General features: G+C 44.5%; 10 protein-coding genes. 6 read left to right on the plus strand and 4 right to left on the minus strand.

Annotated features, from left to right (window positions below):
• Window positions 1-105 precede the first annotated feature (105 nt).
• The 3 genes from B2248_RS00710 to B2248_RS00720 all read left to right on the plus strand — a co-directional run bounded on the left by B2248_RS00710 (window position 106) and on the right by B2248_RS00720 (window position 6,892).
• Window positions 106-1,026 (plus strand): AraC family transcriptional regulator, encoded by a 921-nt coding sequence (locus tag B2248_RS00710; protein ID WP_007145369.1) that lies wholly within the window; start codon window positions 106-108, stop codon window positions 1,024-1,026.
• A gap of 83 nt (window positions 1,027-1,109) precedes the next feature.
• A complete protein-coding gene (locus B2248_RS00715) occupies window positions 1,110-2,855 on the plus strand; it encodes an autotransporter assembly complex protein TamA (RefSeq protein ID WP_007145368.1) in 1,746 nt (581 codons plus the stop codon).
• Between the two features lie 2 nt (window positions 2,856-2,857).
• Entirely contained in the window at window positions 2,858-6,892 is a 4,035-nt protein-coding gene (locus B2248_RS00720; protein ID WP_273181654.1) for a translocation/assembly module TamB domain-containing protein, read from the plus strand.
• A 95-nt stretch (window positions 6,893-6,987) separates the two neighbouring features.
• On the opposite strand, the gene dksA is transcribed toward B2248_RS00720, so the two are convergent.
• A complete protein-coding gene (gene dksA, locus B2248_RS00725) occupies window positions 6,988-7,410 on the minus strand; it encodes an RNA polymerase-binding protein DksA (RefSeq protein ID WP_007145366.1) in 423 nt (140 codons plus the stop codon).
• A 332-nt stretch (window positions 7,411-7,742) separates the two neighbouring features.
• Here dksA and B2248_RS00730 point away from each other — a divergent pair, with 332 nt between their 5' ends.
• Both B2248_RS00730 and B2248_RS00735 read left to right on the plus strand, forming a co-directional pair.
• Window positions 7,743-8,921 carry a pyridoxal phosphate-dependent aminotransferase gene (locus B2248_RS00730; protein ID WP_273181652.1) on the plus strand — a complete coding sequence of 393 codons (1,179 nt, stop codon included), beginning with the start codon at window positions 7,743-7,745 and terminating at the stop codon, window positions 8,919-8,921.
• Window positions 8,922-9,019: 98 nt separating this feature from the next.
• Entirely contained in the window at window positions 9,020-9,901 is an 882-nt protein-coding gene (locus B2248_RS00735; RefSeq protein ID WP_007145364.1) for a diguanylate cyclase, read from the plus strand.
• A gap of 14 nt (window positions 9,902-9,915) precedes the next feature.
• Here B2248_RS00735 and rlmF read toward each other — a convergent pair whose 3' ends face one another.
• The 3 genes from rlmF to B2248_RS00750 all read right to left on the minus strand — a co-directional run bounded on the left by rlmF (window position 9,916) and on the right by B2248_RS00750 (window position 14,864).
• Window positions 9,916-10,833 carry a 23S rRNA (adenine(1618)-N(6))-methyltransferase RlmF gene (gene rlmF / locus B2248_RS00740; RefSeq protein ID WP_273181649.1) on the minus strand — a complete coding sequence of 306 codons (918 nt, stop codon included), beginning with the start codon at window positions 10,831-10,833 and terminating at the stop codon, window positions 9,916-9,918.
• 116 nt (window positions 10,834-10,949) lie between these two features.
• Window positions 10,950-12,221, minus strand: a complete 1,272-nt coding sequence (locus B2248_RS00745) for an O-acetylhomoserine aminocarboxypropyltransferase/cysteine synthase family protein (protein WP_273181647.1) — start codon at window positions 12,219-12,221, stop codon at window positions 10,950-10,952.
• A gap of 186 nt (window positions 12,222-12,407) precedes the next feature.
• Window positions 12,408-14,864, minus strand: a complete 2,457-nt coding sequence (locus B2248_RS00750; protein WP_273181645.1) for a heavy metal translocating P-type ATPase — start codon at window positions 14,862-14,864, stop codon at window positions 12,408-12,410.
• A gap of 136 nt (window positions 14,865-15,000) precedes the next feature.
• Here B2248_RS00750 and B2248_RS00755 point away from each other — a divergent pair, with 136 nt between their 5' ends.
• The gene (locus B2248_RS00755; RefSeq protein ID WP_273181643.1) at window positions 15,001-15,396 is read left to right on the plus strand and encodes a MerR family transcriptional regulator; all 396 of its coding nucleotides are present in this window, start codon (window positions 15,001-15,003) and stop codon (window positions 15,394-15,396) included.
• The last annotated feature ends 19 nt before the right edge of the window (window positions 15,397-15,415 follow it).

Below are 15,415 nucleotides of genomic sequence, written 5' to 3' on the forward strand. Positions count from 1 at the left end.
ATAATTCCATGACTGGCAAGTGTGTTTGACTGAAAATCTCAATCACTTGACTGAGAGTCCAGAACCATTCCAAAAATATTTTGTAATTTGGTATAAGATATCCCAATGAAAATTGAGAAACTCTCGCTGGTAAAACGGCGTGAAAAACGACAATTATTGACGGAAAATAAAGTTCAGTTCGCTGGCCCGGAGTCAGAACTGAGCATTTATGACACGTATCGCGCAGCCAGCAGAGTGGGCCTTGAAGCACAACAATTACTCTACTGTGGCATGGTGAGTGGACGCAAAGTCATGCATAGTCCGCACAATAACGATGGCGAACTTTTTCTTCCGCATGAATCTTATGTTGTCCCGCCCGGTGAACACGTAGAAATTGATTTTCCTGATGCCAATGAGACTGCACCAACCACCTGTCTGACCATTGAAATATCCAAAGACAGAATTGAACGATTGTCCGAACGGATGCGTGATCTTATTGTGCTGGATGCCCCGAATCACGAATGGGAATATCAACCTAAAATTATCCATAAGCATCACACAGGTGATACCCAGTATTTGCTGGAAAAAATGGTTTCCTTATATACACGTAACGATCCAGACAAAGAAATCATGTTGGATCTGAGTGTGACAGAGTTAGTGATCAGACTGCTCAGGGAACAAGGACGTGATGTTTTATTAAGTTATTGTCAACAATCCCCAGATGCTACAGGTGTCACCGCAGCGATTCACTATCTTGAGCAAAATATCGCCAATCCACTGGATGTTGACCAGCTATGCCGTAAAGCGTGTATGAGTCGCAGCCGTTTATACGTTGAGTTTAAAAAGCAGTTGGGTTGTACGCCGGGTGAGTTTCAACAACAAATTCGTTTAAAAGCCGCTGCTGAGGCAATTCAGTCCGGCAAAAGTGTGACCGATGCCTGTTATAGTTTTGGTTTTAGTGACCTGAGCCACTTTAGTCGTCGATTCACTGGTTTCTTCGGTTGCGCACCAAGTGTTTACCGTCAAAAATTTATCCAAAATAAATAAAACACCTCTTTGTTAGTGAATGGCAAGCAATTATTGCTGTCATAATAGTTGTCCATCATTTTTACTTCCAGCACGAGATTACTTTGCCTGCAATAGCCTTTATTCACAGACTATTCTTTATTTTCTTACTGTTCTTCAGTTCAGTACTTCTTGCTGATCCCATTAAATTAACTGTAAAAATCAATGGTGTGGATGCTTCAATGGGAAAGACCCTGCTCAACGGGCTCTCTATCGAAAAACAAAAAGAAAGTGAACGCCTGAATAAACGTTATCTGGAAAAATTACATAAATCGGCACCTGAAGAATTACGCACGATGTTAACTGTCTTTGGTTATTACCAGCCAGAAATCAGCAGTGAACTCTCGCTCGATAAAGACAATTGGCAAGCTACTTACACCATCGATTTAGGTGAACCGGTTAAGCTGGCATTGGTTGACATCGCGTTTAATGGCGAAGCTGCAGAGGATGCAGAGTTTATAAAACTAAAGAAAGCGTTCCCACTTCAAAAAGATCAGCAACTCAATCACCAACAGTACGAAGCCGCGAAAAAATCAATATTAACCTTGGCTATGAGCCGGGGCTATTTTGATGGAAAGTTGACCCAAGCATCAGTTGAAGTCGATGTACCAAATCATATCGCCAATGTTTATCTGCATTATGACTCTGGTGTGCGTTATCGCTTTGGTAAGACCTTATTCCCGGATACCGTTGTTGGCGACCCATTATTAGACAGGTTATTACCTTATAAGGAAGGTGAACCCTATTTGGATAACAAAGCATTAACACTGAGAAAAAATCTCAGTAATAGTGGTTACTTTGATTCTGTGTCAGTTCGTACCCAGCGCGCTGAAAGACAAGATGGGCAAGTACCCATCGATATCTCATTGGAAGAAAAACCAAAACAATTGTATACGGCTGGTCTTGGTTATGGCACTGATACTGGAGCAAGATTAAGTCTTGGCTGGGAAAATCGTTATGTGAATAAACGTGGACACCGATTACAAGCCGATGCACGTTTATCCCAAGTCACCAATACACTAAGTGCCGATTATGTGATGCCATTCTGGAGTGAAACGATTAATACCGTTGGCTTCAATACAGAATATAAACAGCAAGATACCGACACCAGTGAAAGTGAATCCTTTGCGGTAGGTAGCTACTATAAACGTGAAAGATGGGGCTGGGATGAAACCGGCTCAATTAAATTCTTACAAGAAGATTTTGATATTTCCGATGAAAGTGAGTCAACTTTTTTACTTATTCCCGGCATATCCTGGAGCCGTACCTGGGCTGACAATACCATTTATACAAAACATGGTGCGCGTTTATCCCTGACACTCTCTGGTGCATCTGAATCATTATTATCTGATATTACCTTTGGTCAGATTGTGGTCAGAGGCAAACTGATTCAGGCTTTTGGTGAGAACAGTCGCTTTATCACCCGGGGCTCAATTGGGGCAACCGAAGTGAGTGACTTTGAACGATTACCCAGCTCTCTACGTTTCTTTACTGGCGGTGACAACAGTATCAGAGGGTTCGATTACCAGTCACTGGGGCCTGAGAATTCAGAAGGTGATGTGGTTGGTGGACGCTATCTGGCTGTGGGTAGTGTCGAACTTGAGCATATGTTTCTAAAGGATTGGGGGGCGGCTGTTTTTTCTGATTTTGGGAATGCGTTTAATAGTTTTAGTGATCCCATTGAATATAGTGTGGGTGTCGGTATTCGCTGGCGCTCCCCAGTAGGATTGATTCGGGTTGATTTGGCGAAAGGCCTGTCAGAGAAAGATGAACCGATTGCTCTGCATATTGTGATTGGGCCGGATTTATAATCATGCGCAAGAAAATTGTTTTCGCCATCATGTTTGTCTTTGTGGCTTTCCTTGCCGGGATGGTCTGGTTGCTCACCACCCAATCGGGTCTGAATACTACACTCAATATCGTTAACAAAATGGTTCCGGCTTTAAAAGTGGGTGAAGCCAAAGGCGAATTATTTGGCGAGCTTGTTTTGTCAGATATTGAGTATCAGCCAGAACAGGCAACAGCTATTGCTATTGAACAACTGCAATTTAGTTGGAGGCCTGCTGAATTAGTTAAGCGCCATTTACATATCCAACGATTAGCTGTCCAGGGGATAACGATAAGCCCGGTTGAGCAGGTTGACAAAGCCAGTGATGTAAATGCTGAGATTAACTTACCGGATATTGCCTTACCAGTTCGAATCACGCTGGACCAACTTATCATCCGAGATGTGACGTTAGATAATGCCTCAGCAAAAACGACCTTAGTTGAAGAGGCTCAACTCAAGGCGGAAACGATATCTGATGAACTGGTGATACAGACCTTATCTCTATCGCAGCAAGATGTGCAGTTCCAGCTTGATGGTCGTATTGGCTTAACAGAGCAGCATGCTGTTAGTTTGAATTACCATGTCGATTTGTTGAAGGTTTTTCCTGAAAAATTGACGATAAACGGTCAAATAACGGGTAACCAACAGCAACTTGTACTGACTCAAGAGATTCAGCAACCACTCAAATCAGAACAAACACTGGTCGTTAATGATCTCACCTCTTCTCTGAGCTGGACTTTGACAACATCAGCACAAGCCATTGATGTCAGTAAGTTGGTGCCTGAACAGGAATTGCAGCTTGATAATGTCAAGCTACACGCTGAAGGTACGCTGACAAGGCTGAAAAGTTCGCTGCAAGCGACGGTGAAACGAGCGGATATACCGGCTATCAATATTGATGTGAATGCTGACAGTGAAGATATGGCTGAATGGCATATTCAAGCAAAAGCACAGCCAGATAACGAAAAAATAATCACGCTATCAGGTAAGGTCAACACGGACACCCCTGAAATAGCCTTTGATCTCAAGGCCGTATGGCAGCAATTACAGTGGCCATTACAAGGGGATAAGGTTGTAGTCAAAAGCGAGCATGGAGAAGTCAATCTTACAGGGTCAATAAAGGATTATCAGGCCAGTATTAACACTGTAGTGACCTATGAAAATGAACCTTTAACACTGACGGCTCAGTTGCAGGGTGATGACACATCCGCCTCGCTCAAGCAACTGAATATTAACGGCTTTGACGGTAAGATCACTACTCACGGCCAAGTTGACTGGTCATCAAGCCCGATAAATTATGAGCTCGCTGCAAATTGGCAGCATTTAAGACTGCCAGCATCATTATCTGAAGTGGCCGTTTATATAAAACAAGGCCAGTTAAACTTGTTAGGCAATACCAACACAATGACGTTACGCTCAGAAACCGATCTAACGGTGAATGATGTCGCGATGACAATCAATGCCAACGGTGATGGCAAAACAGATATTGGTTTTGAGCAAAGTCAGTTACATATTCAATTAGGTAAAGGCGAAATTGATTATCAGGGCAGACTCGCCTGGGCTGGTGAATCACTAGTGGATGGTCATTTGACGGTAAATCAATTTAATCCGGGCATTATTTTGCCAGAATGGCCTGGATCGTTATCTGGTCAGGCACCACTTACCGTCAGTCAAACAGATAATCAGCTGAATGTGGTACTGGATACTTTAAAATTATCAGGTTCTTTAAGACAGAAACCTTTGGCTATTGAGGCAAAACTCAGCTCTAAGGCCAACGATGTGTTGATTGATCATTTTTCTGCGAGATCGGCAGAATCCTCACTTTCAGTGAAAGGAAAGCTTCAGCAAGATCAGATGAACGTTAACTGGACACTGAACTCACCTGACTTACAAGATTTTTACCCGACCCTTAAAGGACGTCTTAATGGCTCAGGCAGTTTGACAGGCAGTCTTGAGCAACCACGTATTCTTGCTAATGTTGACGGAAAGTCGTTAGCTTTTGATACGACAAAAGTCGAAGCTATTAATGGGGATATTGACTTCACTTTGCAAGCGAATGCCAATATTGATAGCCGCGTTACGCTCACAGGACTGACCTTATCAGAGCTGTTGATTGATCGGGTTGATCTTGATGTCACGGGGAAACAGCAATCACATCAGATACAACTGAACCTGGCATCGAAAGCGATAAATATTGATGTCGTTGCTGATGGGCAGCTAAATCAATCCATTTGGACAGGACAATTCCGCCAGTTTGACTTTGGTAATGACCAGGCAGGTGTTTGGCATCTGACTCAACAAGACAAGTTAATGCTGAATGCGAAACAGCAAAATATTCCTCGTCATTGCTGGCAGTCTGAGAAAGGCAATTTATGCGCTGCAGCCAGTCACTCTCAGGATCAATGGCAAACCTCAGGTGACTTTGCAGAATTACCATTGAGTCTATTTGAACAATTTTCTGCTGAGTTAGAGCAAATAAAAGGCCAGCTTAAAGGGCAGTTTACACTCGCAGGAGATAACCATAATGTAATAACCGGGGATGGCAAAATTCAGCTGGAAAATGCCTCTGTTCAACTGAATCAGTCTGAGCTCAATCAGAAACAAGCTATTGTATTGAACAATACTTTTATTGAGTATCAATTAGATAAAACACATACCACAGCAACACTTAATCTGGAGCCGCAAATCGATGGGGTGTCCGCTATCAAGGCACAAGTTGAAACGGCAAGTATCGATGTTTTAATGGCTGATGCCAGCCAGGCGGCTTTAACAGGTGAAGTTAGAACGAATATTGAAAGCCTGGCTGCTCTGCAATTAACGCATCCGGCGATAGAAGGGCTTAAGGGAAAGTTTAAGCTCAATATCGATATCGGCGGCACCATTGCTCAGCCTGAAATTTTAGGTAAGGCACAGTTAGAACAGGGTGAGGTCAGTATTATTGATGCCGGCATCCTATTAAAGAATATTCAGGCTGAGATTAACGGTAATCTGAATAAGGTGGATATGACATTAACGGCTGATTCAGGTGAAGGTAAACTGAATGCTACCGGTAGCTATGCGTTAAATGAAACCGGTTGGGAGCTCAAGGCGAACGTCAGTGGTAAGCAACTGGAAGTGATGAATACACCTGAAGCGTTAGTCATTGCTGAACCGGATATGACTATTCTGGTTACCCCCGAGCTGACCAAGGTTACCGGTAAAGTGGTTATTCCAAGAGCATTAATTGAACCCACCCGGTTTAATTCATCAGTGAGCCCGAGTGCGGATGTCCGTATTATTTCAAATAACACCACAGAAGAGCAGCCCGAATCACAAACGCAAGTCGATTTAACCGTCAGCCTTGGCGATAAAGTACAGATAAAAGCATTGGGCTTCCAGGGACGATTGACAGGGGATTTACATGTATCTGGTAACCCTAATGATGTATTGCTAGGGAATGGTCAGATCACGATCAAAGACGGCAGTTATGTTGCTTATGGTCAGTTATTAAAAGTAGATAATGGCAAAATTCGCTTTTCTGGTCCCATTGATAACCCTGAACTGGATATTAAAGCCGTCAGGCACGGAAAAGAGGTCACCGCTGGTTTATACATTGAGGGTAATGTCAGCTCACCTCAGGCGACCTTGTTCTCTGACCCAGATATGAGTCAGGATAATATTTTATCGTATTTGATTTTGGGCAAACCCATAGAACAAGCAAGTGCAACCGATGCCGCCTTACTCGCTTCCGCAGCAACGGGTATTGGCCTGCAAAATGGGGCGATGATAGGGGATGATATTGCCAATACCTTTGGTCTGGATGAGTTTTCTATTACTGGCGACAGCAAGGAAAATGCGGCGCTGACCATTGGTAAGTATTTATCACCAAAACTTTATCTGAGTTACGGTATTGGCGTGTTCGATTCCGTCAGTAGTGTCGAGCTGCGTTATCAACTTAGTAAAATCTGGTCGTTAAAAGCCGAGTCAGGCACGGAGAGTGGGGTAGATTTACTTTATACCTATGAACCTAAAAAAGACTAGAGACAAAAAAGCCCCGGTTATCGGGGCTTTTTTTGCGTATGAGGTCTTGGAGCATCAATCCTGATGCCTAGAACAACGCCTTAATATCAGACGAATCAGATACGGTTTTTCTCTCTGATTTCGTCCAGAGTTTTACAGTCAATGCATAGCGTTGCTGTAGGACGGGCTTCTAAACGACGAATGCCAATTTCAGTACCGCAAGATTCGCAATAACCGTAATCACCTTTGTCCAAATCAACCAGCGACTCATCAATCTTCTTGATTAATTTACGTTCACGGTCACGCGTGCGAAGTTCAAGCGTGAACTCTTCTTCCTGAGTAGCACGATCATTCGGGTCAGGGAAGTTGGCTGCTTCATCCTGCATATGATGAACCGTACGGTCGACCTCAGCACGAAGCTGTGCTCTCCAGTTTTCTAAAATATGGCGAAAATGCTCAATCTGAGCGTCGTTCATATACTCTTCGCCTGCTTTCTCCTGATAAGGAGCAATCTTAGTGTCGACTTGAGTGTTTTCCATCTTGAAACCTCATACTTTCTAAAACCAAGGGCGAATCTATACCAGATGCGCCCAGCTTGTGCAAAATTAAAATCAACGTCGATTTACAGGTGTGCTGATAATTGATTATTAAACAATAAAAAATTATTACTTTTTCTGTTCGTTTCGACATCAGTCTGATTAAAAACCAGAGAGCATGGCACTGAAACGCGCACCTGTCTATCTTTTTCAACAGTTGATTAGTACGCCTATGTATGTGCATTGGCAAGCCTTTTCAATAGCTGCTGTTAAAGCATCTGGATTTGTTAAACTAGCCGCCTGTTATTTCACCTTAAAACTCAAACGGATACGGCATGACCAAAAAAGTCGCCAGTCGCGCAAACGCTATTTCTCCTTTCCATGTTATGGATATTTTGGCTCAGGCTAAACAGCTAGAAGCGGCGGGGCAGAATATCATTCATATGGAAGTCGGTGAGCCTGATTTTGAAACACCTCAACCGATTATCGAAGCTGGAATGAATGCTTTAAAGCAAGGCAAAACACATTACACCCCCGCATGTGGTTTACCTGAATTAAGAGAAGCGATTGCTGGCTGGTATGAACAGCAGTATCAGGTAAAGGTAAACGCTGAGCGTATTATTGTTACGCCAGGCGCGTCTGGCGCATTACTTCTAGTGATGGGGGCGTTACTCGAGAAACAGAAGCAGGTCTTGTTGGCGGATCCCGGTTATCCCTGCAATAAACACTTTGCCAGATTTGTTGAAGGACGCGTCAACAGTATTCCTGTTGATGCAAATCACCAATATCAACTTACGGCTCAGCATATTGAACAATATTGGGATGATAACACGGCGATGGCTTTAGTCGCTTCGCCATCTAACCCAACCGGTACGGTATTAACTCAACAAGAACTTAGTGGATTAGCAGCGGCGGTAGCCAAAAAATCCGGGCATCTGGTGGTGGATGAAATCTATCATGGTCTCACTTACGATGGTTTTCATGCCCCGACTGCATTATCAGTGAGTGATCAAGTCTTCGTGGTGAACAGCTTTTCCAAATTCTTTGGCATGACTGGATGGCGCCTGGGTTGGTTAGTGGTGCCGGAAGGGTACACAGAGGTGATGGATAAGTTAGCCCAGAACTTGTTTCTTGCACCCGCTACCATGTCGCAATATGCTGCACTGGCGGCTTTCCAGACTGATACTTTATCGATACTGGAACAGCGTCGCCAGGCTTTCGAGCGACGCCGTAATACCTTGCTGCCATTATTAAAAGATATTGGCTTCTCCATACCCGTCACACCGCAGGGGGCTTTTTATCTTTACGCAGATTGTTCAGTACTACTGAGTGAGCAGATACCCGATAGTATGGCCTTATCTCGGTTCCTGCTTAAACAAGCTGGTGTGGCTATCACACCAGGCTTAGATTTTGGGCATTATCAAGCAGAGTCACATTGCCGTTTTGCCTATACACGAGACGAGTCTTTGCTGGTAGCAGCGGCTGAACGCATTAAACGCGTCATGATTGGATAAATCAAATAAGGCTTGTTTAGCAAACACTAATATGGAATAGTCAAAAGAGGGTCAAACATCGATGACTCCATATTTATTTCCAATTTGGATGGGCAGGCATGGCCGCGGTGATTCACCAACAATTACGCTTTGTTATTGATGAGATTGATAAAGCGATAGAAAGTCATCAGAAATGGTACCAAGATCTTTTACGAGTCTTAGTGTCTCGCGTGCCACCTGATGAAAAAGATCTAAGAAACGATGCTTATAAATTGTGTGAGTTTGGAGAGTGGTTCTACACTTCTCATGTCGAGCTGATTCAGGACCATCCCACCTTTGTGTCGTTAGGGCATGCCCATGAGAATATGCATAAAAGCGCTAAACAACTTATCGAACTTGTTGTGTCTGAACAAGCGATACCAGTCACTATGTTTGATGAATTTAACCATGACCTGGAAAAAATGCGCACACAATTCCAAGCATTACGTCATGAATTCGCCAACTTGGTACAAAACTTAGATCCTTTAACGGGGGCTCAGACCCGTGCCGGTATGCAGGCTGAGTTAAATAAAGAACATGCTATGGCAAAGCGAAGCCTGCAACCCAGTGCATTGGCTATGCTTGATCTGGACCATTTTAAGCAGGTGAATGATAACTATGGTCACTCCGTGGGCGATGACGTATTAATTAAAACAGTAGCGTGTTTACAGCAGGTATTGCGACCTTACGATCAGCTTTATCGCTATGGTGGCGAAGAGTTCCTGATTTGCATGCCTAATACTACATTAGAACAAGCTGAACGGGTTGCCGAGCGCATTCGCAGCATGATTGCACAACAGCAAATTATTTACGATAAAGAAGGTAACACATTACAGGTTACGGCCTCGATTGGTGTGACATCCCTTGATCCTGCCTATAGTGTTGACGATGCGATAAACAAAGTTGATGAGGCCATGTACCAGGCGAAAACCGCTGGCCGCAACCTGGTGAAGGTTCGTTAGCTACAGTTGGCCGTTTACTGAAACGTCCATGCCAGGATGCGTGTGATTTTGTTACCTTGATGCATGTCTATTTGCTTTATGTCTGAGGCGCCCAGTTTTTTGATTAACTTGATTGATGGGGTCAGGTTTTCAATTTTTGACACTAGACTGGTAAACCAGCGACATTGTTCAGCAAACACCTGACTCTCACGAATCATCTTTTTGAGAAACAATTTCTCACCGCCATTGCACCATAATTCTGCTGCTGAACCACCAAAACTCAGTGAGTTTGTATTGGTTTTCAGCTTCAAATTATGTTGTTTCTGTTGATGCGCTTTTGATGCTTCCTCAGCAGAGGCATGGAAAGGTGGGTTACATACGCTGACATCGAACATCTCACCTTGATTGATAATGCCTTCAAATATCTGATGTGGGTTTGGCTGATGACGAAGTGTTACAAGCCTCCCTAAGGTTTTGTTTTTATTGAGTATGGTAGCGACATTATTCAGAGAGGTCTGATTGATATCACTTCCCACACATTGCCAACCATAACAGTGACTGGCTAGCAGTGAATAAATGCCACTGGCGCCAATACCGATATCCAGCATGCGGATATTGTTATTTTGGTCTGAAACGCCTAATAAATCGGCAATGTGATGGATGTAGTCAACACGCCCTGGAATCGGTGGGCAGAGAGCTCCTTCGGGGATATCCCAGCCTTGGATTTGATAATGGTATGTCAATAAAGCTGCATTTAAGTGCTTGACGGCTTCAGCATGGCTATAGTCGATAGACAGATTGCCAAAAGCATTGTTAAAAACAAATGGTGTTAATGTTGGGTTGCTCGCTATCAAGCTCGGAAAGTCATACCCCTGATTATGATGATTTCTTGGGTGTAAACGTTTGTGAGGTGAACGTTCAGCCGTTTTTTGATGGGAATTGGGTGATGACACGGAGAACGTACTCAGTTTGAAGAGGTGCCATTATAAGTCTTGGGAGGTGGTAGAGGAAATGAATCTTCTCAACCTGACCGTGAGATCAGGTTGAGATAGATCAATCAAGACTGTTTTTATGCTTTTTCCAGTGCTTGAGCAATGTCGGCAATAATATCGTCAATATGCTCAATACCCACCGAAATCCGCACTAAGTCTTCTGATACGCCTGCGGTTGCCAGCTCTTCCGGACTTAATTGTCGATGTGTAGTGGTTGCGGGGTGGCAGGCCAGTGATTTTGCATCACCAATATTGACCAAGCGTAAAATCATCTGCAAAGCATCAATAAAGCGGGCACCCGCTTCTTTGCCTCCGGTGATGCCAAAGCTGAGAATACCTGAAGCCTGACCTTTGGTAATTTTCTGGCAGACCGCATGATAGGGGCTGTTTTCTAAAGCCGCGTAATTGACCCATTCCACTTTAGGGTGCTGTTGTAAATAGTTAGCCACTTTCAATGCATTCTCACAGTGACGTTCCATACGCAAGCCTAAGGTTTCCAGACCTTGCATTAATAAAAATGCACTGTGAGGAGACAAGGCTGAACCCGTATTACGCAGAGGAATAACACGACAACGACCAATATAGGCGGCAGGTCCTAACGCCTCCGTGTAGATCACGCCATGGTAGGAAGGATCCGGTTCGTTTAGCATCGGGAAACGTTCTTTATTGGCTACCCAGTCAAAGCGGCCTGAATCGACAATCATGCCGCCAACCGTTGTGCCATGACCGCCGATATATTTCGTTAATGAATGCACCACGATATCCGCACCATGGTCAAAGACACGACATAGGTAAGGTGTGGCGACCGTATTATCAACAATTAATGGCACACCATGTCGGTGAGCAATCTCTGCCCAACGTTGTATATCAACAATATTACCGGCAGGGTTACCGATAGATTCACAGAATAAGGCTTTGGTTTTATCGTCAATCAGGCTTTCGATTTTGTCATAGTCATCAAACGATGCCATGCGCACTGTAATACCTTGTCGTGGGAAGGTATGGGCGAACAAATTGTAGCTGCCGCCGTAAAGCTGGGTGCTGCTAATAATGTTGTCACCTGCTTCAGCAATAGCCTGAATGGCATAAGTAATAGCTGACATACCGGATGCTACCGCCAGACCAGCAATACCACCTTCCATTTCAGCCAGACGTTTTTCCAGCACGTCATTGGTTGGGTTCATGATACGTGTGTAAATATTACCGGGGACTTTCAGATCAAATAGATCTGCACCATGCTGAGTATTATCAAAAGTGTAAGAAGTTGTCTGGTAAATCGGAACGGCAGCCGACTTGGTGGTGGGTTCAGATTCATAGCCGTGATGTAAGGCGAGTGATTCTAATCGCATAGTTCTCTCCATAGGTGCTGAGTTGTATTGTTTTATTGTTATTAAGCTTATCTACACTGGAGAGATTAACATGAGAAAGCACGGTAAGAGAGAATTGGTCGTGCATGAGATAAAAAAGCAGAGTCAACAGACGAATGCTATTTTGACTCTGCTTGGAGTGAGTTCGAATTTAACTATTTGATCAGCTTATAACTTCAGCCTACGTAGGCGTAAGGCGTTACCAATGACTGACACTGAACTGAGGCTCATTGCGGCGGCTGCCACCATTGGCGAGAGCAATAATCCAAAGAAAGGATATAAAATCCCAGCGGCCACAGGCACACCCAGCGAGTTATAGATAAAAGCAAAGAACAGATTTTGTCGGATATTTTTCATGGTCGCCCGACTGAGGACTAAGGCCTGATGAATACCGGTTAAGTCACCTTTCACTAATGTCATACCTGCGCTTTCGACGGCGACATCGGTGCCTGTTCCCATCGCGATCCCGATGTTTGCCTGAGCAAGTGCTGGCGCATCGTTAATGCCATCTCCCGCCATGGCGACAATACGCCCCTGATGTTGCAAGTCTTTAATATGCTGATTTTTCTGTTCTGGTTGTACATCGGCATGGACTTCATCAATGTTCAATTGTTTTGCCACGGCATTGGCTGTGACATGATTGTCACCGGTGAGCATCACAATACGGATACCTTCTTTGTGTAGAGCATCAATCGCTGCCTTGCTTGTTTCCTTGATAGGATCAGCCACTGCCACTAAGCCGGCAACGGTATTATCGACAGCTAATAACATGACGCTATCGCCTTGCTGGCGTAATTTGTCACCTCGATCTTCGATAGCGCTGACATCAATTTTATTCGCTTGCATTAAGGCTTTATTGCCAAACAAAATCGATTTACCATCAACGCTGCCGCTGATTCCCTGACCTGTATGTGACTGGAATTGTTTGGCTTCAGTGAGAGTGAGACTTTGTTTTTTTGCTGCTGCAATTAATGCAGTTGCCAGCGGGTGTTCGCTATGTTGCTCCAGGCTGGCAGCCCACTGCAATAAAGCATTCTTTTCAAAGCCATTAACAGCTTCAATGGTAGAAAGCTCCGGTTTACCTTGCGTTAAGGTGCCGGTTTTATCGACCACAAGCGTGTCGATTTTTTCCATGCTTTCTAATGCTTCTGCATTTTTGATTAACACACCATGAGCGGCACCACGGCCAGTACCCACCATAATTGACATGGGGGTAGCCAAGCCTAGGGCACAAGGGCAGGCAATAATTAATACCGCCACGGCATTGATTAACGCATGTGCCAGTTTTGGATCGGGGCCGACTACAAACCAGACAATAAACGTCATAATGGCCGCTACGATAACGGTAGGTACAAAATAAGCGGCGACTTTATCAACCAGTTTTTGAATCGGGGCACGAGAACGTTGTGCTTCAGCCACCATTTTCACGATTTGTGAGAGTAGGGTGTCACTGCCCACTTTTTCAGCCTGCATTAACAGACTGCCAGTGCCGTTGACCGTACCACCGACTAATTTGTCATCGACTTTTTTATTCACAGGCATGGGCTCGCCTGTGACCATGGATTCATCAATGTGACTTTCACCTTCGATGACCAATCCATCAACAGGAATTTTCTCACCGGGACGGATACGTAATTTGTCACCGACTTTGACCTGATCCAGTGGAATATCTTTTTCATGACCACAATCGGTGACTTTACGTGCAGTTTTCGGGGCCAAGCCCATTAATAGTTTGATGGCGGTATTGGTTTGGCTGCGAGCCCGCAATTCTAATACTTGCCCCAGTAATACCAACACCGTGATGACTGCTGCGGCTTCAAAGTAAACCGCTACCACACCGTCGTGCTGCATACTGGCTGGAAATACGCCGGGTAAGAGTAATGCAATGACACTATATGTCCAGGCGACACTGACGCCGAGTCCGATAAGGGTGAACATATTTAAGTGACCGGTTTTCACCGATTGCACGGCACGAACGAGAAATGGCCAGCCAGCCCAGAAAACAACAGGTGTGGCGAGTATAAATTCTGCCCAGTGCCATTGTTGGATGCTGGTGTCTACTGGAAACAGGGATGGGGCCATTTCCAGTAACATGGCAATAAAAAACACAGGTAACGCCAATAAACCACCAACGATGAAGCGTTTCAGCATGTCTTTGTATTCGCTGTTATCCGGCTCGACTTCAACGGTGGTAGCTTCCAGTGCCATACCACAAATCGGACAATCACCAGGTTCATCCTGTATGACTTCCGGATGCATGGGGCAGGTGTACTCTGTTTTCTGATTAGTTGAAACGGGGTTTTCAGGTTCTAATGCCATGCCACATTTCGGGCAGCTGCCGGGACCATCATTACGTACACCTTCACACATAGGGCAAATATAGTCGCCTTTAGCGCCGGATTGAGCATGCGGGGGATGATCGTGATTAGGCTGATGATCGTGTTTGCCACTGCAACAGCTTTTAGCTGAATCTGTTTCAGGTTTATTAAGATAAAACTGTGGGTCAGCCTTAAAATTATTTAAGCAGTGTTGAGAACAAAAGACGTAATTTTTATGCTTATGGCTGGTTTGGTATTTCGCTGTTTTTTCATCAACCTGCATACCGCATACGGGATCAGTCGTCATTGTCTTCTCCTGAAATAGTTTGCTTTATCAACATGATATCGCTGTTATTCACCCAATGGCTTATCACTGTGGTGATTATGATGATTGAGTTGTTTAGACTATAGAGTACGTACCATAGTACAGAGTCAAGAGCCTTATGAAAAAAGACAGTTGGACCATTGGACAATTCGCTAAACAAGTCGATGTGACGGTGGAAACCGTCCGTTATTATCAACGTCAAGGTTTGCTTGATATACCAGAAGCTAGCGGAGGTATTCGCCGATATGGCATGCAGGACCTTCGCCGCCTTAAATTCATTCGCAAAGCCCAGGAAGCCGGGTTTACTTTGCGTGAAATTAAAGAGTTGATCGGGCTCGACTCGACACAAGACCATCATCGTGCCTACCAGCTCGCCATGCGCCGATTACATGAGTTGGATGCCAAAATAGCCGAAATGCAGCAAGCCCGTGACAGTCTTAAACGCCTGGCGGGTAACTGTGCCGCAGGCGGCGAAAGCAAACCCTGTGCAATATTGGCAGCATTTAACGTCTGATGCGGTGGGCAATGACACA

The organism is Methylophaga sp. UBA2012 (genome assembly GCF_002335235.1).
GTDB classification, from domain to species: Bacteria; Pseudomonadota; Gammaproteobacteria; order Nitrosococcales; family Methylophagaceae; genus Methylophaga; species Methylophaga thalassica.